Source organism: Pseudomonas sp. S35 (assembly GCF_009866765.1).
GTDB lineage: Bacteria > Pseudomonadota > Gammaproteobacteria > Pseudomonadales > Pseudomonadaceae > Aquipseudomonas.
Map to the genome: position 1 here is coordinate 6,063,841 of NZ_CP019431.1, position 25,590 is coordinate 6,089,430.

Annotated in this window: 25 protein-coding genes; 17 read left to right on the forward strand and 8 right to left on the reverse strand. The window is 61.5% G+C overall.

All coding sequences use genetic code 11. The features are described 5' to 3' along the window. Positions 1 to 67: 67 nt before the first annotated feature. Positions 68 to 796, reverse strand: coding sequence for a TraX family protein (locus PspS35_RS27450; protein ID WP_159937554.1), 729 nt, complete (start codon positions 794 to 796; stop codon positions 68 to 70). 90 nt (positions 797 to 886) lie between these two features. Here PspS35_RS27450 and PspS35_RS27455 point away from each other — a divergent pair, with 90 nt between their 5' ends. After that, positions 887 to 1,927 (forward strand): low specificity L-threonine aldolase, encoded by a 1,041-nt coding sequence (locus tag PspS35_RS27455; RefSeq protein WP_159937555.1) that lies wholly within the window; start codon positions 887 to 889, stop codon positions 1,925 to 1,927. 74 nt (positions 1,928 to 2,001) lie between these two features. On the opposite strand, the gene gbcB is transcribed toward PspS35_RS27455, so the two are convergent. After that, positions 2,002 to 3,102, reverse strand: coding sequence for a glycine-betaine demethylase subunit GbcB (gene gbcB, locus PspS35_RS27460; RefSeq protein WP_159937556.1), 1,101 nt, complete (start codon positions 3,100 to 3,102; stop codon positions 2,002 to 2,004). Positions 3,103 to 3,384: 282 nt separating this feature from the next. Between gbcB and gbcA the strand changes: the two genes are divergently transcribed. The 14 genes from gbcA (at position 3,385) to PspS35_RS27530 (ending at position 16,696) form a co-directional block, all read left to right on the forward strand. Next, positions 3,385 to 4,680, forward strand: coding sequence for a glycine-betaine demethylase subunit GbcA (gene gbcA / locus PspS35_RS27465; protein ID WP_159937557.1), 1,296 nt, complete (start codon positions 3,385 to 3,387; stop codon positions 4,678 to 4,680). A gap of 914 nt (positions 4,681 to 5,594) precedes the next feature. After that, positions 5,595 to 6,089: a type II secretion system protein gene (locus PspS35_RS27470; protein WP_159938122.1), complete on the forward strand. Its 495-nt coding sequence runs from the start codon at positions 5,595 to 5,597 to the stop codon at positions 6,087 to 6,089. Beyond that, entirely contained in the window at positions 6,064 to 6,444 is a 381-nt protein-coding gene (locus tag PspS35_RS27475; RefSeq protein ID WP_159937558.1) for a prepilin-type N-terminal cleavage/methylation domain-containing protein, read from the forward strand. Before PspS35_RS27470 ends, PspS35_RS27475 begins: the two co-directional genes overlap by 26 nt. Beyond that, positions 6,431 to 6,937 (forward strand): type II secretion system protein, encoded by a 507-nt coding sequence (locus PspS35_RS27480; RefSeq protein ID WP_174244845.1) that lies wholly within the window; start codon positions 6,431 to 6,433, stop codon positions 6,935 to 6,937. Before PspS35_RS27475 ends, PspS35_RS27480 begins: the two co-directional genes overlap by 14 nt. 75 nt (positions 6,938 to 7,012) lie before the next feature. Further along, a complete protein-coding gene (locus PspS35_RS27485; protein ID WP_159937559.1) occupies positions 7,013 to 8,521 on the forward strand; it encodes a lytic polysaccharide monooxygenase in 1,509 nt (502 codons plus the stop codon). A 218-nt stretch (positions 8,522 to 8,739) separates the two neighbouring features. After that, positions 8,740 to 9,171, forward strand: coding sequence for a type II secretion system major pseudopilin GspG (gene gspG / locus PspS35_RS27490; protein WP_159937560.1), 432 nt, complete (start codon positions 8,740 to 8,742; stop codon positions 9,169 to 9,171). 6 nt (positions 9,172 to 9,177) lie between these two features. After that, positions 9,178 to 9,642, forward strand: coding sequence for a transglycosylase SLT domain-containing protein (locus PspS35_RS27495; protein WP_159937561.1), 465 nt, complete (start codon positions 9,178 to 9,180; stop codon positions 9,640 to 9,642). Beyond that, positions 9,639 to 10,823: a type II secretion system F family protein gene (locus PspS35_RS27500; protein WP_159937562.1), complete on the forward strand. Its 1,185-nt coding sequence runs from the start codon at positions 9,639 to 9,641 to the stop codon at positions 10,821 to 10,823. Before PspS35_RS27495 ends, PspS35_RS27500 begins: the two co-directional genes overlap by 4 nt. Before the next feature lie 4 nt (positions 10,824 to 10,827). Then, the gene (locus tag PspS35_RS27505) at positions 10,828 to 12,465 is read left to right on the forward strand and encodes a GspE/PulE family protein (RefSeq protein ID WP_159937563.1); all 1,638 of its coding nucleotides are present in this window, start codon (positions 10,828 to 10,830) and stop codon (positions 12,463 to 12,465) included. Continuing rightward, positions 12,446 to 13,171 (forward strand): hypothetical protein, encoded by a 726-nt coding sequence (locus PspS35_RS27510; RefSeq protein WP_159937564.1) that lies wholly within the window; start codon positions 12,446 to 12,448, stop codon positions 13,169 to 13,171. Before PspS35_RS27505 ends, PspS35_RS27510 begins: the two co-directional genes overlap by 20 nt. Further along, a complete protein-coding gene (locus tag PspS35_RS27515) occupies positions 13,168 to 13,725 on the forward strand; it encodes a hypothetical protein (protein ID WP_159937565.1) in 558 nt (185 codons plus the stop codon). Before PspS35_RS27510 ends, PspS35_RS27515 begins: the two co-directional genes overlap by 4 nt. Then, positions 13,722 to 14,264, forward strand: coding sequence for a hypothetical protein (locus tag PspS35_RS27520; RefSeq protein WP_238785944.1), 543 nt, complete (start codon positions 13,722 to 13,724; stop codon positions 14,262 to 14,264). Before PspS35_RS27515 ends, PspS35_RS27520 begins: the two co-directional genes overlap by 4 nt. After that, the gene (locus PspS35_RS27525; protein WP_159937566.1) at positions 14,261 to 14,752 is read left to right on the forward strand and encodes a hypothetical protein; all 492 of its coding nucleotides are present in this window, start codon (positions 14,261 to 14,263) and stop codon (positions 14,750 to 14,752) included. Before PspS35_RS27520 ends, PspS35_RS27525 begins: the two co-directional genes overlap by 4 nt. A gap of 18 nt (positions 14,753 to 14,770) precedes the next feature. Continuing rightward, complete coding sequence (locus PspS35_RS27530; protein WP_159937567.1) at positions 14,771 to 16,696, forward strand: secretin N-terminal domain-containing protein; 1,926 nt, start codon at positions 14,771 to 14,773, stop codon at positions 16,694 to 16,696. 32 nt (positions 16,697 to 16,728) lie between these two features. Here PspS35_RS27530 and PspS35_RS27535 read toward each other — a convergent pair whose 3' ends face one another. The 6 genes from PspS35_RS27535 to PspS35_RS27560 all read right to left on the reverse strand — a co-directional run bounded on the left by PspS35_RS27535 (position 16,729) and on the right by PspS35_RS27560 (position 24,490). Then, entirely contained in the window at positions 16,729 to 17,499 is a 771-nt protein-coding gene (locus PspS35_RS27535; RefSeq protein WP_159937568.1) for an electron transfer flavoprotein subunit beta, read from the reverse strand. A gap of 10 nt (positions 17,500 to 17,509) precedes the next feature. Further along, entirely contained in the window at positions 17,510 to 18,730 is a 1,221-nt protein-coding gene (locus PspS35_RS27540) for an electron transfer flavoprotein subunit alpha/FixB family protein (RefSeq protein ID WP_159937569.1), read from the reverse strand. After that, entirely contained in the window at positions 18,730 to 20,670 is a 1,941-nt protein-coding gene (gene dgcB / locus PspS35_RS27545; protein ID WP_159937570.1) for a dimethylglycine demethylation protein DgcB, read from the reverse strand. The genes PspS35_RS27540 and dgcB overlap by 1 nt, the downstream gene beginning before the upstream one ends. Before the next feature lie 157 nt (positions 20,671 to 20,827). Beyond that, on the reverse strand, positions 20,828 to 22,888 hold the full coding sequence (gene dgcA / locus PspS35_RS27550; RefSeq protein ID WP_159937571.1) for a dimethylglycine demethylation protein DgcA: 2,061 nt from the start codon (positions 22,886 to 22,888) through the stop codon (positions 20,828 to 20,830). A gap of 15 nt (positions 22,889 to 22,903) precedes the next feature. Next, the gene (locus tag PspS35_RS27555; protein ID WP_159937572.1) at positions 22,904 to 23,434 is read right to left on the reverse strand and encodes a DUF5943 domain-containing protein; all 531 of its coding nucleotides are present in this window, start codon (positions 23,432 to 23,434) and stop codon (positions 22,904 to 22,906) included. 78 nt (positions 23,435 to 23,512) lie between these two features. Further along, positions 23,513 to 24,490, reverse strand: coding sequence for a dipeptidase (locus PspS35_RS27560; RefSeq protein ID WP_003176573.1), 978 nt, complete (start codon positions 24,488 to 24,490; stop codon positions 23,513 to 23,515). 219 nt (positions 24,491 to 24,709) lie between these two features. Here PspS35_RS27560 and PspS35_RS27565 point away from each other — a divergent pair, with 219 nt between their 5' ends. Then, complete coding sequence (locus PspS35_RS27565) at positions 24,710 to 25,111, forward strand: lysozyme inhibitor LprI family protein (protein WP_032884009.1); 402 nt, start codon at positions 24,710 to 24,712, stop codon at positions 25,109 to 25,111. A gap of 41 nt (positions 25,112 to 25,152) precedes the next feature. Continuing rightward, entirely contained in the window at positions 25,153 to 25,569 is a 417-nt protein-coding gene (locus tag PspS35_RS27570) for a DUF3010 family protein (protein WP_159937573.1), read from the forward strand. The last annotated feature ends 21 nt before the right edge of the window (positions 25,570 to 25,590 follow it).

Consider the following 25,590-nt stretch of genomic DNA (forward strand, 5'->3'; position numbering starts at 1 on the left):
AGTGGATCAGCTTGCACATGCTGTGGCTGACACACCGCTATCGGGGGCAAGCCCCCTCCCACAGGGGTTAAGCGTTGATCTGACGGACAAGTAGTAACAGCAAAAAATGCAGCGGATAAAGGGCATACGCCCAGCGGCGCATGGCTGGCGGCGAGATGTTATGGACGTGTCGTAATAAGACCAATCCCGCCAATGGCGCAATCAGGCATGCGGCCAATCCCAGTAGCGCGACCGGCGTGCCGCTATTGAGCAGGATCTGCCATTGGTTGGCGGCCACGCAGACCAACCCCGGCAACACACTGAAATACCAAGGCCGCTTGAACACCAGCAGCATCGCCAGCGGCAGCAATACACCGAAAAATCCGAACATCAGCTGTGCCGAAAATACGGCACCCGTTACCAGGGCAATCAGCGCTAAACCTCGGCCAACCAACGCCTTCTGCTGCCATCCTCTGGCAACCAGCAAACCCAGTGCCAGGGTCGGCAACACATTCAACGTATCCGCATCCTCGATAAACAGCCGATACGGCACTTCGCTGATCACACTGAACAACAGCAGCCAGCCCAGGTAACGCCAATGGCCCGTCACCGGTGCCGTTCTGACCCGATGCAGGTTCGCCGCAATCGCCAGGCAAAACCACGGGAACGCCAGGCGCCCCGGTATGTACAGACCGTCCAGGCTCAAGCCGACATAGCGCAAGTGATCGAGCACCATACTCAGCAGCGCCAGCCACTTGAGCAGATCCAAAGCGCCATCACGGACGCGTCCGACAGGCATCATTCCAGTACCGTGCATAATTCCCCAGTGACTTTGCGTTTACAGAGCGTGCGCACCCCCGACGATCTTGGTTACAGTGCGCACCAACATCGACCACAGGAATGGGCCATGACTGACAAGAGCCAACAATTCGCCAGCGACAACTATTCTGGCATCTGCCCGGAAGCCTGGGCCGCCATGGAACAAGCCAACCAAGGCCATCAACGCGCCTATGGCGATGATGAATGGACCCACCGCGCCGCCGACGGTTTCCGCAACCTGTTCGAAACCGACTGTGAAGTGTTCTTCGCCTTCAACGGCACCGCCGCCAACTCGCTGGCGCTGTCGTCCTTGTGCCAGAGCTACCATAGCGTGATTTGCTCGGAAACCGCCCACGTCGAAACCGACGAATGTGGCGCGCCGGAATTTTTCTCCAACGGCTCCAAGCTGCTTGTAGCCCGCACCGAAAACGGCAAGCTGACCCCGGAATCGATCCGCGAGATCGCCCTCAAGCGCCAGGACATCCACTACCCCAAGCCACGCGTCGTGACCCTGACCCAGGCCACCGAAGTCGGCAGCGTGTACACCCCGCAAGAAATTCGCGCCATCAGCGCCACCTGCAAAGAGCTGGGCCTGAACCTGCATATGGACGGCGCACGCTTCTCCAACGCCTGTGCGTTCCTCGGCTGCTCGCCGGCAGACCTGACCTGGAAGGCCGGTGTGGACGTGCTGTGTTTTGGCGGCACCAAGAACGGCATGGCGGTGGGTGAAGCGATCCTGTTTTTCAACCACAAACTGGCCGAAGACTTCGACTACCGCTGCAAACAGGCCGGCCAACTGGCGTCGAAAATGCGCTTCCTGTCCGCCCCGTGGGTGGGCCTGCTGGAAAACGATGCCTGGCTCAAACACGCACGCCACGCCAACCAATGCGCGCAACTGCTGAGCAGCCTGGTGGCGGATATTCCTGGGGTGCATTTGATGTTCCCGGTGCAGGCCAATGGCGTGTTCCTGCAACTCTCGGAACCGGCCATTGCCGCGCTGACGGCCAAGGGCTGGCGCTTCTACACCTTCATCGGCAAAGGCGGCGCGCGCTTCATGTGTGCGTGGGATACCGAGGAAGAGCGTGTGCGGGAATTGGCGGCAGACATACGCGAGGTCATGGGTGCCTGAAAATTACTGACTGATGTACATAAAACAAATGTGGGAGGGGGCAAGCCCCCTCCCACATTGGGCGGTCCTCGCTGTTAGAACTCGATACGCACATCACCCTTCGGCACGCTGCAGCACGACAGGATGTAGCCTTCGGCTTCGTCTTCCTCGGTGATGCCGCCGTTGTGCTCCATCTCCACCTCGCCGCCCAGCTTCATCACCTTGCACGTCCCGCAAATCCCCATGCCGCAGGCTTTCGGAATCAGCAGCCCAAGCTTGGCCGCCGCCGCATGCACGGTTTCGCCCGGCGCCACGCGGATGCTCTTGCCCGAGGCAATGAACTCCACCTGGTGCAGGTCCGCCAAATCGACTTCCGGCGCATCCGCCGCTTGTTCGGCTTGCTCCACCGCATCCGCACGGGCTTCCGGCGGCGTGGCGCCGAAGGACTCCTCGTGATAGCGCGCCATGTCGAAACCGGCGACTTCCAACAGGCGTTTCACCGCATTCATGTAGGGCGTCGGGCCGCAGCAGAACACTTCGCGCTCCAGGAAGTCGGGCACCATCAGTTCGAGCATCTTGTGGTTCAAGTAACCGCGATACCCAGCCCACGGCTCGCCCAGGCCATGCTTCTCGCAGATCAGGTGCAGGCTGAAGTTGTCGATCCGCGACGCCATGTGCTCCAGCTCGCGGTGGTAGATGATGTCTTTGGGCGAGCGGGCGCTGTGGATAAACGTCATGTCGACATTGGCGTTGGTGTCGTAGAACCAACGCGCCATAGACATCACCGGGGTAATGCCCACGCCGCCGCTCAGGTACAGAACTTTAGGGCTTGGGAAGTCGATGGCGTTGAACAGCCCGACCGGCCCGTGTACCGCCAGTTCCTGGCCCTCGTGCAGGGTGTCGTGCAGCCAGTTGGACACCTTGCCACCCGGCACACGCTTGATGGTCACCGAGAAGCTGTACGGTACCGACGGCGAACTCGAAATGGTGTACGAACGCATGATCGGCTGGCCGTCGATTTCCAGCTCCAGGGTGACAAACTGCCCCGGCTTGAAAAAGAACAGGATCGGCTGGTCGGCCATGAAGCAAAAGGTGCGCACGTCCCAGGTTTCCTGGATGACTTTGACGCAACGGACGATGTGCCGACCATTGGCCCAGGTCTGGGTAGTGACTGGATTCAGGAAACTGTTGGACATGCTGGTTCTCCACGGCCGATGTTCGGCTTTATGGTGGCGATTCTGCGTAAGGCGAGAACCACCCATTTACCTATCTGCGACATTCACATACTTATCGCGACCAGCCCCCAACGACAGGGGGTTGCGCGTCGGGATCAGATTGGGCCATGTCGCCCATGGATAAGGATCGTCGCAACGCCGGCCCCACACTCGCTCCCAACAAAGACGCTTTCTTTACGCCTTGCTGCAAACCTGATTAGCCACTTATCTCGGCCACACAGAATGGCCATGAGGACACACACGATGGACGTCACCGCAACCTTAAGCTTGGGCGATCCGCTGGAACCCGCACGCAAGGCCACCGCGCAAATGCTGCAAGAGCGCGAGCGCACGTTTTCGCTGCCGCAGCCGTTCTACTCTGATGAGCGGCTGTTTGATATCGATATGCAGGAGATCTTCCAGAAAGAGTGGTTGATCGCCGGCATGACCTGCGAAATTCCCGCCAAGGGCAACTACCTGACCCTGCAAATCGGCAAGAACCCGATCATCGTGATCCGTGGCGCCGAAGGCGTGGTGCATGCGTTCCACAACGTCTGCCGCCACCGGGGTTCGCGCCTGTGCACCAGTGACAAGGGCAAGGTCGCCAAACTCGTGTGCCACTACCACCAGTGGACCTACGAACTGGACGGCCGCCTGCTGTTTGCCGGCACCGAGATGGGCGCCGACTTCGACATGAAGCAGTACGGCCTCAAGCCTGTGAACGTGAAGACCGCCGGTGGCTACATCTTCATCAGCCTGGCCGAAAACCCGCCGGCCATCGATGACTTCCTGTCGACGCTGAACCATTACATGGAACCGTACGACATGGAGAACACCAAGGTGGCGATCCAGACCACCTTGTTCGAGAAGGCCAACTGGAAACTGGTGCTGGAAAACAACCGCGAGTGCTACCACTGCAACGCGTCGCACCCCGAACTGTTGAAAACCCTGCTGGAATGGGACGACGTCACCGACCCACGCGCCGACCAGGCGTTCAAGGACCACGTAGCCGCCTCCGCAGCCGCCTGGGACGCCGAGAAGATCCCTTACGCCCACGCCAGCTTCGGCCTGCGTAACCGCATCGTGCGCATGCCGCTGCTCAAGGGCACGGTGTCGATGACGCTGGACGGCAAGCAAGGCTGCGCCAAGCTGATGGGCCGCATCAAGAACCCGGACCTGGGCTCGATGCGCATCCTGCACCTGCCGCACTCGTGGAACCACTGCATGGGCGACCACATCATCGTGTTCACCGTGTGGCCGATCAGTGCCCAGGAAACCATGGTCACCACCAAGTGGATCGTGCACAAGGACGCCGTTGAAGGCGTGGACTACGACGTGGAGCGCATGCGCCAAGTGTGGGACGCCACCAACGACCAAGACCGTCGCCTGGCCGAAGAGAACCAGCGCGGCATCAACTCCACCGCTTACCAGCCCGGCCCGTACTCCAAGACTTATGAGTTCGGCGTGGTGAATTTCGTAGACTGGTACAGCGAACGCCTGTTGAGCAACCTGGGGGCCGCGCCAGCCCCGTATCTCAAAGGTGTGGCCGTGCACGAGTAATTGAGGCCACTCATAGTGCGTAGCCGCTGCCGAGCCCCGGCGAGGCTGCGTTTGCGGTCTGCCTGACACACCGCTGACGCTGCCTCGCCGGGGCTCGACAGCGGCTACGGCACGCAACGTGCACTTGCCGGCGAGGGTTAAGACGATATCTAAGCCCCTCTCCGCTGATCAAAATTCAATCAAGTCTGCTGGAGACCTCTCACAGCCTGCCTCTTAGCCTTCGCCCAACAACTTATCCACAGAGCCACCCACAGCAATTGTGGGCAAGTGCGTTGCCCGGCCGAAATTAACTGAAGAAAATCCGTGACTTATTCAAGTCTACGGTTTTAACCCGCGACTGATCATTTTATAACCAACTCCATGCAAACCATATAAACCGTGGCCTCCAGCGGTACGCAAACACCTTATCCACAGAACCGCCAACAGAGTTTGGGGGCAACTTTGCATGTGCTGTGGAAAACCACCTCAACCCAGCATAAATACCGGCTTACAGCGCTTTTTACTCGGCAAAACGCGCTTTTGGATGATTTTTGACCAATACTGCCAACCCCACGTATTTCGTGGGTTGCAGAGGGTAGCGAACATCTTATCCACAGAAGCGCCAACAGACTTTGGGGGCAAGTCGAACACGGGGGTTCGCCTTATCCACACACAATTGCCCGTAAAAACCGTCACTTAGGCTGGTCGTTTTTCATACAGCAGGCTACAGGCGTGGTTTGACGGGGCCTGTGGACAACCACAAACACCTTATCCACAGCCCCGTGCACAGCGATTGTGGGTAACCGACCGTTTGTCCGCCAACCGTACAAAAATCACCCACATTTAAAGTTCATCTACACTCTTGCTTGCAGTGATATCCAATGGCCTGGGTAAGTGCAGAAGTCCTTGGCGCGACAGAGGGAGATAGATCAGTGATGTGGCAGGGTCATTCCAGCCATCACTGCGCCAAAGGTTTTACGCTGATTGAATTACTACTGACGCTGGCCTTGTTGGCCACGCTTTCGACAGTGGCTTATCCGCTGACGGCGTTGATGGGCAAACGCGATCGAGAACTCGACCTGCAACGTTCGTTGCGGGAAATCCGCCGTGCGATTGATGCTTACAAAGCCGCCACCGACGACGGTCGTATTGAAAAAAGCCTCAGCGACAGCGGCTACCCGCCCTCCTTGCAAACCTTGGTCGAGGGGGTCACGGACAAGACCGATCTGCAAGGCAAAAAACTCTTCTTCCTGCGCCGCATTCCCCGCGATCCTGTGTGCGAATGCCCCGACCGTGCGCCCGCAGACACCTGGCAACTGCGCAGCTACAAGAGCACTGCCGATAACCCGCAAGAGGGAGACGATGTATTCGACGTTTCGTCCCGTAGCACCCGGGAGAGTTTGAATGGAACGTCATACAGCCAGTGGTGAACAGGGGTTTACCCTGATCGAACTGTTGGTGGTCATGGCCATCATCGCCACCTTGATGACCCTGGTCACGCCCCAGTACTTTCGCCAGCACGCCAAGGCCCAGGAAACCGTGCTGCGTCACAACCTGTCCTCCATCCGCCAGGCCCTGGATCAATACCGCGAAGACCACGGCGCCAACCCGGACTCCCTGGACGCCTTGGTGGAGCGCCGCTACCTGCGCGAAATCCCCGTGGACCCACTGACCGGCAAGCGCGACACCTGGCACCTGCAACCGTCGGACGAGCAAGGCCTGGGCGACGTGCGCAGCGGTGCACCGGGCACCGCCCACGATGGGAGCGCCTATGCCGACTGGTAAACACCCGCAACACGGCTCGGTGTTCATGGGCATGTTGGTAACGGTGGCCGTGGTCGCCGTGATGCTGATGGAAGTGGGCACCCTGTGGTCCAGCGTGTTGCAGCGCGAGCGCGAGCTGGAGTTGCTGGCGCGGGGCAACGAAATTCGCCGGGCGATCGGGCTGTATTACGCCGCGGGCAATACCTTTCCCAAGTCCCTCGACGACTTGGTGCTCGACCGCAGGCAGCCGACCGTCATGCGCTACCTGCGCCGGGTCTACACCGACCCACTGACCGGCGCCGCCGACTGGGGCGTAGTCAGCGGGCCGGGCGACACCATCATGGGCGTGTTCAGCACCGCCGCCGGCACGCCCTTCAAGCAAGGCAACTTTGCCGTCATCAATCACAGTTTTACAGGGCAAGGCAGTTATCAAGGGTGGGTGTTTCTGCATGGCACTGGGCAGAGTAACCCTGCAACCCGCGTCGCTCCCATGGGAGATCAGCTGACACATTGATGCAAGCGCACAACCACACACTGATCGTTCCAGCAGTTCGGAACTTGTTTATCTGAATTGAAGGTGGACTAGAGCATGAATAAGTACACGAAGAGGCTTCTCAAATGGACCGTGGCGGCCGCGTTGCTGGCACCGGCCTTAAGTTGGGCACATGGCGCGCTGGACTTCCCCGCATCACGCGCCGTGAACTGCCAGGCGACCGGAGGTTACTGGCAATCAGAGGATGGTTCCTCGATCGTCGACAAAGGCTGCCGAGAGTCAGCAAAGATATTTACTGGCTCGGCCGCGAAAGTATTTGCCGCGCAACAATGGAATGAGGTTGCACACATTCCGGAGATTAATAATCCGTCGTTGGATCAGATCAAGAGCATTATCAAGGATGGTCAGATCTGCTCCGCAAATGACCCCAAAAAGGCCAGCTTGGATCAACCAACACCCTATTGGACGAAGACGGATGTTATTCCTGGGCAATCATTGACGATGCGACTTATCGGCACCGCACCGCATGTGCCGAGCAAGTTCTATGCCTTCACCAGTAGGCCCGGTTTCAATACCGCGACGGACATATTGAAATGGAGCGACTTGATCCAACTGGGTAGCGAACAGAAGTTTGAAGTTGTTAAAACAAATTGGCAGACACCGCCCAGGCTTCCAGGGGCCTCGGGGTTCTTTGATATCGTAAGAACGATCCCCAGTGGCGTTGCGGGTAATGGGCTGATTGTCGGCATTTGGGTACGCAATGACCCCAATGGCGAGTTCTTCATCTCGTGCTCAGATGTGAGTTACCAAGGCGGCGGCGTGCCTGAAGAACCTCACAATATCGGCTCGTTCATCACGGCCGATATGCAAACCGTCAAGCGTGGGGACACCGTGCATTTCCGGATCTTTGGTGTCGACCCGGCGAGAACGGAACTGGTCAACATCTTTCATAAAATCACTGCGGCCAACGAGGCGGTTGGCCAGTGGGGGAAAGAAATAGCCGATAAAGTCGACCCCTCCATCGCCAAAATTGGCGAGTTGGAAGGCCAGACGATCACGTTCAACCAGGCCAATCCGCTGATCAACTCGACCTATGTCACCAACAAGGGTTACACCCAGGCCATGTCGATCATTGCAGGTGAGGACCCAAAACCGGTGGCACGGATCACAGGCCCGACGACGTTGAAGTCGGGACAAGCCTTTAGCTTCAGCGGAGCCGGATCGACAGGAAGTAAAGGCCCCTTGCTCTATCTATGGACCGTCCCAGGGATGACTCTTCCCTACAACGAAGTAACCGTCAGCGGTAAGGCCTACAACGTCACCGAGCCGACTGAATTCAAAGTACAGCTGCTCGTTCGCGACCAGCAAAACAACGCAGTCGATCAGGCCGTTGTCCGCCTCACCGTTACGCCAGGAAGCGGCGGCGGGGACTACCCGGCTTACAAAGAAGGCACGCCTTATAAGGCCGGCGATATCGTGACCAACGCGGGCGCAAACTATAAGTGCAAGCCCCACCCTTACACCGCTTGGTGTGCAGGGGCCGCGCGGGCATATGCGCCGGGTACGGGCTGGGCGTGGAAAGAAGCCTGGGAAGCGATGGAATAAATCATCGCACCACACACGCATATTCAGTTAATGGATAAGCGTAAGCGCCAAACGTTATAGGGCGCCTTACGGCGCCTTATATCGAGCAACGCTACAGTTGAACATGGAGTTGATCTGTACATGTTCCAACGCAGTTCTACCGGCGGTGCCCGTCAAACAACGGGCCGGGAGAGTGACACACAACCGCCGTACCTTGGCACTCCCAACAGGGTATCCCCATGCGCGCACGCTCACTTATCCACAGCCCCCAACACGGCTTCACCTTGCTGGAGCTTCTGGTTGTCCTGCTGATCATCGCCCTGCTCGCCGGCTATGTCGGTCCGAAGATGTTCGACCGCCTGGAGCTGGCCAAGGTGCAGACCGCCCAGGGCCAGATGAAGTCCCTCGCGGATGCCTTGCACCAGTACCGCCTGGATAACGGCAACTATCCTGAGGAAACCCTCGGCCTGGGTGCGCTCACCGAGCGCCCGGCCAATGCAGGCAATTGGCACGGCCCCTATTTAAAAGCGTTACCACCCGATCCTTGGGGCAACCCTTATCTGTTCAAGAACCCCGGCACAGCGCCCAACGATGCCGAGGTCATCTCCCTGGGTCGCGATGGCAAGGCGGGCGGTGTGAACACCTACGCCGACATCGTGTACGGGCTGTAAGCCGTCATGTGCACGCTGCGAGTGGCCTTGGCCTGGCTGTGCCTAGCGGGTGTGGCCCAGGCCAATTGCTGGCAGTTGGCGGCCAGCCGTTACCACGTCGACCCGCTGCTGCTGTACGCCATCGCCAAAGTGGAGTCCGGCCTCAACCCGCTCGCGCGCAACGTCAACCGTGATGGCAGCCAGGACATCGGTCTGATGCAGATCAACAGCCGCCACTTGCCCGCACTCGCACAGTGGGGCATCACCGAACATCACCTGATAACCCAGCCCTGTACCAGCGTGATGGTCGGCGCGTGGATCCTCGCCGGGTTTATCCGCGAACAGGGTTACAGCTGGCAAGCGGTGGGTGCCTACAACGCAGGCGCCAAGGCGGACCGGCAAGGGCGGCGCTCGCGCTATGCCCTGGCGGTGTGGCGTTACTACGGCGAGTTGCTGCAACAGCGCCAGCAACGGGCGAGGCAAATGCCATGATCGACATTGACGCTCGCATCATCCGCGACGGCCATATGCAAACCCTGCAACTGCAAGCCCTCGACCTTGCCCAGGCGCGCCAGCAATTGCAGGCCGAGGGCGTCCACGTTGTCTCGCTGAAAGCCCGTCGCTCACTCAAACTGCCCGGCCGGCGCAGTCAGTTCGCCCTGGGCCTGTTTATCCAGGAACTGGTGGTGCTGCTGGACGCCGGCCTGGTGCTGGTGGAAGCGGTGGAAACCCTGCGCGACAAGGCGCCCGCCGGCATCAACCGGCACGTCATGAGCGACTTGCTCGCGTCGATGTACGAAGGTAACTCGCTGTCCAAGGCGATGCAGCTCACGCCCCAGACCTTTCCTGCGCTGTTGATCGCCACCGTGGCGTCCTCCGAACACAGCGGCCAACTGGCCGTGGCCCTGCGCCGCTACCACCATTTTGAAGCCCACCTGGAAACCGTGAAAAAGCGCGTCAGCGGCGCCCTGATGTACCCCTTGGTGGTGCTCAGCGTGGGCGCGTTGATCCTGCTGTTTTTGCTGTTCTTCGTGGTACCGCGCTTCGCCTCGGTGTTCGACGCGGTCAATGACCTGCCGGCCACCGCACGGTTCATGGTGTGGTGGGGTGCGCTGGTGGATGCACACGGCCTGGCGTTGCTGCTCGGCCTGGTACTGGTGATCGTCGCCTTGGCGCTGTTGTTGCGCAGCGCTGCCTTCAAGCGGCGCGCCGCCCAGCTGTTCTGGAAAATCCCCAGCCTGGGCGCCCAACGCACGCTGTTTATCCTCGCGCGGTTTTACCGCACCACCGGCATGTTGCTGATGGGCGGCATGCCGGTGGTCACGGCGGTGCAATTGTCCGGTGCGCTGCTGCCCGAAGAGCGTCAAGGCCTCCTGCGCCAGGCCATGACCGATATCCAGGCCGGCCAGCCGTTGTCCACCGCCCTCGCCCGCCATCAACTGACCACTGCCGTCGCCGAGCGCTTGTTGCGGGTGGGTGAGCAAAGCGGCGAGCTGGCCGCCATGTGCGAGCGCATTGCGCAGTTTCACGATGAAGCACTGGAGCGGGCCATCGAGCTGTTCAGCAAGGTGTTCGAGCCGCTGTTGATGCTGGTGGTGGGCGGCTTGATCGGCTTGATTGTGTTCATGCTGTACATGCCGATTTTCGAACTGGCAGGTTCCATCCAGGGGTAGCGCGATGAGCGACCAGACACAGCAATGGCAAGCGCTGGCGACACAACGGGGCATGACCTTGGCCAATTACCTGCTGGACGTATTGGATAAGGCACCCGACCAGTTGCACACCATCGCCCAGCCCTTGGGCCTGCTCGCCATCGCACCGCACGACCTCTCTGAACACTGGCGCTTCGACCTGCTGGCATTGCCGTTGGCGCTGATCCATAACGTGCTGCCTGTGGATAACCACGGCCAACCCTGCCTGGTACTGGGCAACCCGTTCACCCTGGCCAGCCGGCACTGGTTGCAGTCGTCCAAAGCGTTGCGCCAACTGCCCCTGGCGATGAGCCTGCCCGGCGCGGTCAAGGCCCAGCTGACCCTCGCCGAAGCCAGCCAACGGCTTATGCAGCCGTTTGGCGACGACGATGACAGTGCCCATGTCAGCCAGGCAGCCCAGGAAATTTCCCTGAGCAGCATCGCCCGCGACGACAACCCCGTGGTACGCCTGGTCAACTCCATGCTGTTCGATGCGCTGCAAAGCCGCGCCAGTGATATCCATGTCGAAACCACGCCCCAGGGCCTGGTCATCAAATACCGCATCGACGGCGTCTTGCAGCAAATGGGTCAAGCCAGCGGCCTGGACATGGCCGAGCAGGCGCTGTCGCGGATCAAGGTGCTGTCGGAGCTGGATATCGGCGAGCGCCGCGTGCCCCAGGACGGGCGCTTCAAGATGAAAATCCAGGGCCGCGAGGTGGATTTTCGGGTGTCGATCATGCCCAGTATCCACGGTGAAGATGCGGTGCTGCGCATCCTCGACAAGTCCCAGCGCGGCGAATCCCTGAGCCTCGCCAACCTTGGGCTGGCGGCCGAGACCATTGCGCGCATCCGCGTACTGGCCAGCGAACCCTACGGCATGTTGCTGGTGACCGGCCCCACCGGCAGCGGCAAATCCACCACGTTGTATGCCGCCTTGTCGGAGACCAACACCGGCGAGAAAAAGATCATCACCATCGAAGACCCGGTGGAATACGAACTGCCCGGCGTGCTGCAAATCCCGGTAAACGACAAAAAGGGCCTGACCTTCGCCCGTGGCCTGCGCTCGATCCTGCGCCACGACCCGGACACAATCCTGGTGGGCGAGATCCGCGACGGCGAAACAGCCGGCATCGCCGTGCAGGCGGCGCTGACCGGGCACCTGGTGCTGTCGTCGGTGCACGCCAACAGCGCGTTCAGTGTGCTGGAGCGCTTTACCTACATGGACGTGGACCCGGCGAGCTTTGTCGAAGCCCTCAACGGCGTGGTCGCCCAACGCCTGGTGCGCCGCATCTGCCCGGACTGCGGTGTGGACGCCGCCCCCGACGCCGAGATCGTCCACCTCGCCCAGCTGCCCGACACCCTGCTCAAACAGGGCCGCTACCGCGTCGGCAAAGGCTGCGAAGCCTGCCGTCACACTGGCTATCGCGGCCGACTCGCCCTGGCCGAAGTGCTGACACTGACCGACAGCATCAAGGAAGGCCTGCTCAAGCGCAGTTCGGCGTCCACCCTGCGCGAACTGGCGCGCGAGGCCGGCCACGTGTTTATCCGCGATATCGCCCTGGCCCATGCGGCCCAGGGCGACACCACTCTCAAGGAGATACACCGTGTCATTTCCCTTTATTGAGCATGTGGTGTGGCTGCACAGCGCCGGCGCCGAGTGGGCCGCACGCACGCGCTGGCTGGGTGCGCCGGTGTGGCGCGCACAACACGCGGGCGAGCCATTGGAGGCCTGCGCCGCATTGTTGGAACAGGCACCTCGGGGCCGAGTGCGGCGTCTCGACCGGGCCACGGTGCTGCTGGGGTTCCCGCATGTGAACTACCTGATGCTGGCCTGGCAAAACGGCCTGTACAGCGCGGCCGATTGGCAGGGATTCGCCGAGGCCACCTTCAGCCAACAGGCCGGCATCGACACCGAGCGCTGGCAAGTACAGCTCGCCGACAGCCCGTTCGGGCAGTCGCGCCTGGCGGCGGCGACGCCACGGGAGCTGCTGCAAGACCTGCGTGGCCTGTTCACGTTGCACCGCTTGCGCCTGGTGAGCTGCACGCCGCTGCTGACGGCAGTGGCGCAGCGGTACTGGCACCAATTGCCCGACGACTGCGTACTGGCGGTGCCCGAAGCCGACAGCCTGAGCTGCCTCTACCGACAATGCGGCGTGCTCGAGCAGGTGTGTGGCATACCGACCCCGCGCGGCAGCAGCTTGCACGACAACCTGTTTACCGCCGACCTGCTGGTAGAGCGTCACGCTCGGGTCACGCGGGTCGTCACCAACACTGCTGCGGACAATCGGCTAGGGCCGCTACACCCCTGGCTGGAGGGGTCGCCACAATGACATCCAGGCTCGCCCGCCGCTGGCAACAACTGCACGCGCCCCAAGCGCCTGGCGTCGATTTCCAGCAGGCCACGCCAACTCATCGGCCCCTGGTTGCCGTGTTGTGGGCGGTGGCTGCGGCGCTGTTGTTCAGCCTCTGGCAACACTGGCAAGGCATGGAGCAACAGCAACGCCAGACCGACGAACTGGAGCAGCACTACATCCAATTGACCCGCCGCCAGGAGCAATTGATCCAGGCCGCCATTCGCTTGTCGCCCCAGCAAAAACAACAACTGGCGGTTTTTTCGCGGCAATCACAAACGCCGTTCGCACTGATGGACGCCGTGGCCCAAGCCTGGTCCAAGGACATCGCCCTGACCCGCGTGGAGGTCAACACCCAGAGCCAGTTGATCCACCTGGATCTGGAAGCCAAACGCCTGGCCGATGCCTTTCGCTTTGCCGAACGGCTCAATGCCCAACCTGGCGTCCAGGTGAACCTGCAACACAGCGCACGCAAGGCCAACGACCCGCAGCACCCGGTGCAGGTCAAACTCACCGTGGGCGCGCAGCAATGACCCTGCCCCCTCTTGCTCGCCACCTGCCACGCTTGCGCTGGCAGCTGATGCAATGGCAGCAGCGTTTAGGCTTCTGGGGCCTGCTGGCGCTGGGCGTGATGGTGGCCGTGGTGGTGATCGAAGTGACGCTGATTGCCCCGTCGGGCCGCCACGACCGTCTGCGCCGTGAAGCGCTGCAGGCCGGCATTGCCGAGCAGCCGCAGGACGTGCACATCACCGAACCGGCGACCGTCGAGCGGCTCCCCAGCGCCGAGGACTTTGCGCCCCGCCTGGAAACAGTGCTTGGCCTGCTCACCCAACACGGCTTTGTGATTGAGCAGACCACCCTGGGCTACTCCGCCCCTGGCGACACCGGCGTACAACGCCTGGAGGTGGACATTCCCCTCACCGGCCCCTACACCGTGCTGCGCCAAGCACTGGCCGCCGTCGTGCAAGAACCGGCCGTGCGTATCGAGCGCATAAGCCTGGAACGCCAGGACATCAGCAGCGGCATGCTGGACATCAACCTCAAGGTGAGCCTGCTGGGGGTGGTCAAATGAAGTTGCCCGTGTATTTGCGCGTGCTGCTGTTGCTGACGTTGATCGGCTGCGGCTGGTTGTTCTGGCAGGACTCGGCGCAGCTGCCCGAGGCCCCGTCAACGCCAGTCGTCAGGCGCCCCGTAGAAACACCGCCAGCCCCCGCACCCGCCGCCGTTACAGCGCAGGAGGCATCGGTCGACCTGTTTCCGGCCCAGACGTGGACCCCGGCGCCACCGCCGATACCGGTCGACACCTCACCGCCCAAGCCGCCACCGCTGCCCTTCAGCGTGAGTGCGCAGTGGCGTTACGAAAACCAGGCAAAAATCGTCGTACTGCGCGGTAACGGACGCCAATACACCTTGTGCAACCGCTGCGCGGTCCCCGGCCGCATCGTGCCCGGCAAAATGCTCGATGCGCACTACCGGCTGGACAAGCTGACCGACACCACCGTGGTGCTGACCTACATGCCGCTCAAGCATGCCAGCACTTTGCGGCTGGACACTCACTGACCGGGGCAGGACAGGATCATGGCGATACGTACGTGGATTCCCTTGAGCCTGGCCTTGATCGGGCTGAGCGGCTGCCAGACCGAACGCACCATCAAGCACAGCGATGAGTTGCGCCAACAGGGCGACATTGTGCGCTCGGTCGAAGTGCTGCAAACCGAGGCCAGGACCGACCCCGACAATATTCAGCTGCGCACGGCCCAGTTCGGCAAACTGGAATTGCTGGTCGCCCAATACAGCCGCGAGGCCAGCGCCGCCCTGATGCGCGGCGACGACGCCGGCGCCATTCGCGCCCTGCAAACCATCCTTAAATACGACCCCGGCAACCTCGGTGCGCGCCAGGAAATCCAGAGCATCCAGGCGATGAAACACCTGCGCCCGCAACTGGCCCGGGCCTACGAAATGAAACGCGCCAACCCGGTGGAAGCGCTCAACCTGGTGCGCCAGATCATCGCGCAAAAGCCCAACTACCGGGAGGCGCTGGACTTTCGCAATGCCTTGACCCGCGAACTGGTGAGCGCCGATTACCTCAGCGCTGACCTCTCCGAAGCCATGCGCAAACCCCTGAGCCTGGAGTTCAGCGCCCAGAGCCTGACCACGATTTTCGAGACCATTGCGCGCCTGTCGGGGGTCAACTTCGTCATCGACAAAGACGTCAATCCCAGCGCTTCGGCGAGCATGACCGCCAGCCGCACCACCGCCGAAGACGCGCTGAACCTGCTGCTGACCACCCAAGGGCTGGACAAGAAAATCCTCAACGCCAACACCATCCTGGTTTACCCACGACGCCCGGATAAAGAACGTGAATACCGCGAACTGGCCGTGCGCACCTTCTACCTCAGCCATGGCGACCCCAAGGTCATCGCCGCCGAGATCAAGCAGGTGCTCAAGCCCAAGGAAGTGTTGGTGGACGAGCGCCTGAATGCGGTGATCGTGCGCGATGGCCTGGACACCCTCAGCGCGGTGGAAAAACTGGTGGAAGCCATTGATATCGCGCAGTCGGAAGTGACCATCGACATCCAGGTGCTAGAGGTCAGCCTGACCGACGAATTGAACCTGGGCATCCAGTACCCGGAAAGCGTCGGCCTGTCCGTGGGCAACCTCGCCAACGTGCCTGCGGGGCTGGCGGGCATCCCGATCAGCGCGTTGCGCGGGATCAATGGCGACAACATCCTGCTCGATTCCGGCAGCACCTCGGCGCGCATCAATATGCTGCAGCGCAGCGGCAACACCGTGACCCTGGCCAACCCCAGGGTACGGGTGCGCAACCGCGAAGAAGCCCAGGTGAATATCGGCGACAAGATCCCGGTGGTCACCACCACCACGGCCAACCAGATCACTACCTCGTCGGTGTCTTACCAGGACGTGGGGTTGCAGATCACGGTCAAGCCCAACATCAGCCTGAGCGATGAGGTGAACCTGGAGTTGAACGTGGAAATGAGCCATATCACCAAGCGCATTCCCGGCTCGGAAAACGTACCGGCCACCTTCGAGCTGGGCTCACGCGCCACCAAGACCCTGCTGACCGCCCGCAACAATGAAACCCAGATCGTCTCGGGGCTGATCCGCACCGCCGACATCGACGAAGGCTCGGGACTGCCGTGGTTGAGCCAGATCCCGTGGATCGGCAAGAAGCTGTTCGGCACGAACCAGAATACCCAGCAGAAAACCGAGATCATCCTGCTGCTCACGCCGAGGATCGAACGCAACCTGGACCTGCCGATTTCCCAGATCAGCACCTTTCACAGCGGCACCGAGGCGCGCAGTTCAACGCAGGGCATGATCCTGCGCGATACCACCGAGAAGATGATCCTCAAGCCGATTGGCGGCGACCCCACACCGGCCCTGCCACCACCGATGCAACAGCCGGACGCCACCTGGCAACCCTTACCACCCCCGTTGCCGGACCTGGTGCCCAAGCCTGTCCCAGAATCTTCGCCCCAATGAAAATCCAATGTCGCAGGGGCGGTGTTGGTGGGTTAGCGCACCACGCCTTCCTCGATCAGCAACTTGAGAATGGCCTGGGCGCCTTCCTCGGCGCTCACACCCTTGAGCACCTGCCCCCCGCCACCACTGGCCTTGGCCGTGGCCGCCTTCATGCGGTCGGCGCCGCTCTTGGCCTTGATCACCTTGAGCCGTTTGGGCCGAGGCTTGGCCGGTTGCAGCACGGCGCCGGTGAATAACTCATCGGCTTGAACCTCGACTTCATGGGCCGCCAAGTCACCGCGCTGCGCCGGCCCATATGCACTTTGCCGAGGCTTGGGCGCGGCGTTATCCACCGTCGCCAAAAACGGCAAGCGCACCTTCAAGCGCCGCCGCTGGCCACGCGGCAAGGCTTGCAGTACATGGGCCACGCCACCTTCGATGGACTCCACCTGGGCCAGCCCGACAATCAGCGGCCAGCCCAGTTGTTCAGCGAGCAGGAACGGCAACATGCCGGAACCTTCACCGGTTTCGGCCTGGCTGCCGGTGAGTACCACGTGGGCACCGGCGTCGCGCAGATAGTCACTGAGCACCGGCAACGCGTCGGCACCGGCCGGTTGTTCAAGCACGTGCAGTTGCGGCAAACCCATGCCCAGGTAGCTGCGCAAGGTCGGTTCGGCGATGTTGCCGGCGTGCAGCACCTGCAACGTGTCCCCAGCCATTTGCAGGCCGAGTTCGACGGCGCGTGCATCCTGCTCTGCGCGGCGCGGGCGCCCGGAGGTGGGGTGGGCGCCGATGGATACCAGGCTGATTACATTCGTGGTCATAGTCATGTCCCTAAGCCGCATCGCGCTTGGCGCCGTTGCGGTATGCCTCGACCGCATCGATCAAGGCTTGCAGTATCGCGGCACTTTCGCCGATCACCGACAGGTCGGCACGCTTGATCATGTCGCAACCCGGATCGAGGTTGATCGCCACCACTTTGTCGCAGGCACCGATGCCTTGCAGGTGCTGGATCGCCCCGGAAATCCCCACAGCCACATACACCCGTGCAGTGACCCAGGTGCCACTGGCGCCGACCTGGCGATCGCGGGCCATAAAGCCGTCGTCCACCGCCACCCGCGATGCGCCTTCGGTGGCGCCCAAGGCGGCGGCGGTCTGGTGGAACAGGTTCCAATCCTTCACGCCGTTGCCGCCAGAGAAAATAAACTCCGCCTCGGCCATGGGAATCGCCGCCGGGTCCACCGCCACCGCGCCGAGGTCTTCGATACGCGGCAGGCTGCGGGCCAGGGGTGTGGATAACTCCACGGGCAAGACTTCATGGCGGGTGTCGCTGACCGGATCGGCACATTCGACGGCGGCGAGGATCAGGCGTGACAATGGCCGCGCCAAGTCTTCCTGGCCGGCGCCGGCGCGGCCGATGCACTCGTCACCCTTGATCTGCCACACCCGCGTGGCCGGACGTTCCTTGAGGCTCGCGGCAAACCGCCGCCCCAACTCACCGCCGCCACTGCGGCTGTCGGGCAGCAACCAATGGCGTGGGTTGAACTGGATATCCACCGCCCGCAAACCCTGCACGCGTTGCTCGGGTGAATAACCGTCGAACTCATGACCCTCCAGCACCAGCAGCCGGTCGACACCGGCCGTCGCGAAGGCACTTTCTTTGTGCTCGCCAAACACCACCGCCAACACCGCGCCGTCGTTACCGGCCAGTTGTCGCGCCAGGCCGAGCAGGTCACGGTCGTGGCTGCTCAGGCGGCCGCCGACCATGTCCGGCACCACGTTGATGTAGAACGCAGGCTGCGGCACCTGATGCAGCGGCAACTGCACCTCCACCGCCGCCGTGCGTTTGGCCGCGCCGCCCTGCTGGGCGCCGCTGCGGTCGATGCGCTTGATGCCGTTGGGGCCGATAAAACCGACGCCATGTACGTTTTTGCGGATAACGCCGTTCGGCCCCATCCAGCTGTGTTGCACTGGCTGCATCGCCGCGTGAAGCGGGTGCAGACGGTTACGGGCGATCCATTGAGCCCGTGGGTCGCGGCGGATAATGTCGCTCATCAGTGCACCTCCGCAGGTTCACGTTTAGGCGCTTTCGCCGGCGCAGAGTCTTCAAGCAACGCGTCGGCCACCAGTTCGGCAATGTCCTTGATCAACGGGCGTGGTTCGACCACTCCTTCAAGCATCGCCGTGCATTGCGGGCAACCAACTGCCACCAGCTCGGCGCCGGTCTCGCGGATATCGTCCATACGCATGTCGGGGATACGTTGCTTGCCAGGAATGTCCGTGATCGGCGCCCCGCCGCCACCGCCGCAGCAGCGCGAACGGAAGCCCGAGCGTTGCATCTCCTTGACCTCAATGCCCAGCGCCCGCAGCACTTGGCGCGGTGCCTCGTATTCGCCGTTGTAGCGGCCCAGGTAGCACGGGTCGTGATAGGTCACGCTGCTGCCTTTGTGCTGGCCCAGGTTCAGTGCGCCGTCGCCAATCAGCTCGGCCATGAAAGTGCTGTGGTGCTGCACGCGGTAGTTGCCGTTGAAGGCGCCGTACTCGTTTTTCAGCACATGGAAGCTGTGGGGGTCGCAAGTGACGATGCGCTTGAAACTGTACTTGGCCAGGGTCTGGATATTGCGGGTGGCCAGCAGTTGGAAGGTCGCTTCATCGCCCAGGCGACGGGCGACGTCACCGCTGTCGCGTTCTTCCAGGCCGAGCACAGCGAAGTCGACCTTGGCAGCTTTGAGCACTTTGACGAAGGCGCGCAGGGTGCGTTGGTTGCGCATGTCGAAGGCGCCGTCGCCGACCCAGAACAGTACGTCAACGCTGCCTTTGTCGCTGAGCAACGGCAGGTTCAAATCCGCCGCCCAGTTGAGGCGACCGCCCGGTGCGAAACCGCCGGGGTTGTCGGTGGCGATCAGGTTTTCCAGGACTTCGGCGCCCTTGTTCGGCGTGGCGCCTTTTTCCAGGGTGAGGTGGCGGCGCATGTCGACGATGGCGTCCACGTGCTCGATCATCATCGGGCACTCTTCCACACAGGCACGGCAGGTGGTGCACGACCACAGGGTCTCGGCGTCCACCAGGCCGTTGACGATGGGCTGGTGTGGGTTGCCGCTGTGTTCGCCAATGGCTTTACCCGGATACGGGCTGCCGGCGAACTTGGCATCGGTGCCGCCGGCCAGGCCAACCACCATGTCCTGGATGAGTTTTTTCGGGTTCAGCGGCTGGCCGGCAGCGAAAGCCGGGCACGCCGCTTCGCACTTGCCGCACTGCACGCAGGCGTCGAAGCCGAGCAGTTGGTTCCAGGTGAAATCCTTGGGTTTCTCCACGCCCAGCGGCGCGGATTTATCGCTGAGGTCCAGCGGTTTCAAACCGGTGGAGCGGCCACCACCAAAGCGTTCGGCGCGACGGTGCCAGGCCAGGTGCAGGGCACCGGCGAAGGCGTGTTTCATCGGGCCGCCCCAGGTCATGCCGAAGAACATTTCGGACACGCCCCACAGCACCCCCACGCTCAACAGCGCGGCCAGCAGCCAGCCGCCGAAGTCCGCCGGCAGAATCCCGGCCACGGGCAAGGTCAGCACGAAGAAGCTCACCGAGAACGCCATCAGGCTTTTCGGCAGGCGCATCCAGGGGCCCTTGGACAGGCGCGACGGCGGGTTGCGCCGACGCAGGTACACAAACGTGGCGCCGACAAACATCAGCACCGAAGCCAGCAGCAAGGCGTAACCAAGGATGCGGTTTTGCAGGCCGAAGCCATGCACCAGAATCGCCAGCAACGCCGACAGTACAAAGCCCAGGGCGGTCGCGACGTGGGTGTTGGCGATGTATTTATCGCGGGCGACCACGTGGTGCAAATCGACCATGTAGCGCTTGGGCATGGCCAGCAGGCCGCCCAGCAGGTCGACTTTGGATGCGCGGCCACGGCGCCACATGTTCACCCGGCGCAGGGCGCCGAGGACGGCAAGGCCCAGGGCGGCAAACAAGAGAATAGGCAGCAAGGTGTTCAACATGGTGAAGCTCCCACAGACCACACAAATCTAAAGTGAAACTGGCCTTTAATGTGGGAGGGGGCTTGCCCCCGATAGCAGTGGGTCAGCTACAGCTGTATCAACTGACACTCCGCTATCGGGGGCAAGCCCCCTCCCACATTTTTCGACCGTGTGCGGCTTAGAAATCCTTGCACAGGCGCAGGGCGTCATAGATCGCAGCGTGGGTATTGCGCTGCGCCACACAGTCACCGATGCGGAACAGCAAGTACCCCTCGCCCGCCTCGCTCAAGCACGGCTGTGGCTTGATCGCGAACAAGGCTTCAACGTCGATCTGGCCCTTGTTGCGCGACCCTTCCTTGAGCCCGTAGTAGATGGCTTCGTCCGGACGCACGCCGTTCTCGACCACCACCTGGTCCACTACCCGCTCTTCTTTGGCGCCGGTGTATTCGTTCTCCAGCACCGCCACCAGCTTGTCGCCTTCGCGGTAGACCTTTTCCAGCATCATGTCGCCGGTCATGATCACTTCTTTGGGGTACATGCTGCGGTAGTAGGTGGGGAACGACGTACCGCCAATCGCCACGCCCGGCTTGATGTCGTCGGTGACGATTTCCACCTGGCAGCCTTTGTCGGCCAAAAAGTCCGCCACCGACATGCCGGTGAATTCACAGATGGTGTCGTAGACCAGCACGTTCTTGCCCGGCGCAACTTTGCCGTCGAGCACGTCCCAGCTACTCACCACCAGGCCTTCGGCCGCGCCCCAGTGTTCGTTCTGCTCGATAAACGGATGCCCGCCGACCGCCAGCACCACCACGTCCGGACGCAGGTCCAGGATGGTGTCTGCGTCAGCGGCAACGCCCAGGCGCAGGTCGACTTTCAAGCGTGCCAGTTCCAGCTGGAACCAACGGGTGATGCCGGCGATCTGGTCGCGCTGCGGCGCCTTGGAAGCGGTTGTGATCTGCCCGCCGATGAATTCTTTCTTCTCGAACAGGGTCACGTCGTGGCCACGTTCGGCGGCAACACGCGCCGCTTCCATCCCGGCCGGGCCGGCACCGACCACCACGACTTTACGTTTCGGTCCGGTGGATTTCTCGATGATGTGCGGCACGCCCATGTATTCACGGGAGGTCGCGGCGTTCTGGATGCACAGCACATCCAGGCCCTGGTACTGGCGGTCGATGCAGTAGTTGGCGCCGACGCACTGTTTGATCTGGTCGATCTGGCCCATCTTGATCTTGGCGATCAGGTGCGGGTCGGCGATGTGCGCACGGGTCATGCCGACCATGTCCACATAGCCGCCTTCCAGAATGCGCGTGGCCTGGTTCGGGTCCTTGATGTTCTGCGCGTGCAGCACTGGAACCTTGACCACTTCCTTGATGCCAGCCGCCAGGTGCAGGAACGGCTCCGGCGGGTAGCTCATGTTCGGGATCACGTTGGCCAGGGTGTTGTGCGTATCGCAACCCGAGCCCACCACGCCGATGAAATCGAGCATGCCGGTGTCGTCGTAATACTTGGCGATCTGCTTCATGTCCTCGTGGGACAGGCCGTCCGGGTGGAACTCGTCACCGCACAGGCGCATGCCCACGCAGAAGTCGTCACCGACCTCAGCGCGCACCGCTTTGAGGACTTCCAGACCGAACTTCATGCGGCCTTCAAAGGTACCGCCCCATTCGTCGGTACGCTTGTTGACCCGCGGGCTCCAGAACTGGTCGATCATGTGCTGGTGCACCGCTGACAGTTCCACACCGTCCAGGCCACCGGCCTTGGCGCGTTTGGCGGCGCTGGCGTAGTTGCCGATCACGCGCCAGATCTCTTCCGGCTCGATGGTCTTGCAGGTGGCGCGGTGCACCGGCTCACGCACGCCGGACGGCGACATCAGGGTCGGCCAGTTGAAGCCGTCCCAACGCGAGCGACGGCCCATGTGGGTAATCTGGATCATGATCTTGGCGCCATGCTTGTGCATGGCGTCGGCCAGGTTCTGGAAGTGCGGGATGATGCGGTCGGTGGACAGGTTCACCGAACTCCACCATTCCTGGGGGCTGTCGATGGCAACCACTGAGGAGCCGCCGCAGATCGCCAGGCCAATGCCGCCCTTGGCTTTCTCTTCGTAATACTTCACATAGCGGTCGGTGGTCATGCCGCCGTCGGTGGCGTACACCTCGGCGTGGGCGGTACTGAGCACGCGGTTGCGGATGGTTAGTTTGCCGATCTGGATCGGCGCAAACATTGCTTCGAAAGCCATGGCACGGTCCTCGGCTTACAACGGCTTGACGGTGAACAGGCCGGAGTCAAAGCCCTCTTCGGAGCCTCCGTAGACTTGTTCGGCCACAGTGCGAATGGTGCTGCCACGCGCTTGCAGAATCTGGTCCATAGCGCCGGCAAACCAGCCGGTGAACATGTAGTCCACTTTGCGCCCGACCTTGCCGTACACGTAGACGAACGCCGAGTGTTCCAGCGTGACGCTGGCGGTGCCTTTGTCCAGGTCGATGTCCTGGGTCTTGAACAGGCCCCAGCCGCGTTGCGACAGGCGCTTCATGTAGTGTTCGAACACCGCGACGCCTTCCAGGCCGTGGCACTCGGCTTCTTTTTCACACCAGTGCCAGGCAGATTTGTAGCCGGCCTTGTAGAGGATCTCGGCGTAGGCATCGGCGCCCAGCACTTCTTCGATACCGATGTGGTTGTTGACGAAAAAATGGCGCGGCACGTACAGCATCGGCAGGGCGTCGGAGGTCCAGACACCGGTTTCGCTGTCGACTTCGATTGGCAATTGCGGGGCGATTTTGGCCATGGAAACTTAACTCCAGAAAATTCGTTTGGATGCCCCCGGCGCCGAGTGGCCGAGGGTTAAAGAAGTGTCAGCGGTGGCTTATTCGCCCCAGACATCCTTGAGGACGTTGACCCAGTTCTCGCCCATGATCTTGCGTACCACGCGCTCGCTGTGGCCGCGCTTGAGCAGGGTTTCGGTGAGGTTGGGGAACTCGCCCACAGTGCGGATGCCCAGCGGGTTGATGATCTTGCCGAAGCTGGTCAGGCGGCGAGCGTAGCCCTTGTCATGGGTCAGCATTTCGAAGAAATCCTGGCCATGACCCTGGGTGAAGTCGGTACCGATGCCGATGGCGTCTTCGCCGACGATGTTCATGGTGTATTCGATGGCTTCGGCGTAGTCGTCGATGGTCGAATCGATACCCTTGGCCAGGAACGGCGCGAACATGGTCACGCCGACAAAACCGCCGTGGTCGGCAATAAACTTAAGCTCTTCATCGGACTTGTTGCGCGGGTGCTCTTTGAGGCCGGACGGCAGGCAGTGGGAGTAGCACACCGGCTTTTTCGATTCGAGGATGACTTCTTCGCTGGTTTTGGAACCGACGTGGGAGAGGTCGCACATGATGCCGACGCGGTTCATCTCACCGACGATCTCGCGCCCGAAACCCGACAGGCCGCCGTCGCGCTCGTAGCAACCGGTGCCCACCAGGTTCTGGGTGTTGTAGCACATCTGCACCACACCGACGCCGAGCTGCTTGAAGATCTCGACGTAGCCGAGCTGGTCTTCAAACGCATGGGCGTTCTGGAAGCCGAAGATGATGCCGGTCTTGCCCAGTTCCTTGGCGCGACGGATGTCGGCGGTGGTTTTCACCGGGATCACCAGGTCGCTGTTCTCGCGGATCAGGGTCTGGCTGGCAACGATGTTATTGATCGTGGCCTGGAAGCCTTCCCACACCGACACGGTGCAGTTGGCGGCGGTGAGGCCACCTTTGCGCATGTCCTCGAACAGGTCGCGGTTCCACTTGGCAATAATCAGCCCGTCGATAACGATGCTGTCGGCGTGCAATTCGGCTGGGCTCATCAGGCGTCCCCTTATTGGCGATTCATGCGCCGAATCGTCTGCCGGCGCTTTGGGGCCAGCATATGCCCAGGGGCAACCTGAGCCGGGTGCAAAAACGACAGGGGAATTGCCGAAAGCGTCAATCCGCGACAAAGGCCTACATGACAGCTCTGACTGGCAGCTGTTCTTTGTCTTACGCTTGAGCCAGAATTCGCGCATCACCTGATATGAGATGGCGCAATGAAATCGATTTTCCTGGCTTTGGCACTCATCGCAACCGGCGTCCACGCGGCCGAAGACACCGACAGCACGCCGTGCGATGGCATCGAAAACGACAAGCAAACCCTGGAATGCGCCACCTACAACAAAACCACCGCCGAACAATTGTTGAAAGACAACTATCAGGGCCTGCTCGAACGCATGGGTTCTACCTACGGCAGCGACAAGACCAAACTGGCCGACATTACCGCTCGTCTGAAGGACGCCCAGCAGAAGTGGGAAAAACTGCGTGATGCCGATTGCGCCGTGGATACCTTCCCGGCGGTCACCGGCACCAAGGCGTACGCGATTGCGCAGAATGACTGCCTGGCGCGGATGAGTGATGAGCGGTCGGAATTTCTGGAGTCGATTGGCCAGGAATAAGCGACAATCCCCGCCACGTTTACTCTGAACCAAGGCCTTTCATGACTATTTGCGGCATCGAAATCAAAGGCAGCGAAGCCATCATCGCCATCGCCGCCCTGGATAACCAGGCGCTGAACCATGTCGCCCTGGCCACCAAGAAAATCGCCCTGGACGACGACGATGAAGCGGCCAACGTCAAAGCCTTTGCTGCGCAGGTGAAGGCGTTTGTACAGGCCAACGCCATCACCCGCATCGCGATCAAGAAGCGCAGCAAGAAAGGCGAATTCGCCGGCGGCCCGACGACGTTCAAGATTGAAGGGGTGCTTCAATTACTGGAGGGGGTTGAAGTGACGCTGCTGTCGCCGCAGACCATCAATGCGCAAAACAAGAAGCACAGCTTTGATCTGCCGGCGACACTGAACAAGTATCAGCATGAGGCCTTCAAGACCGCGTGCTCCGCCCTGCTGAAGAAATAACACACACCGAAAATCTACTGT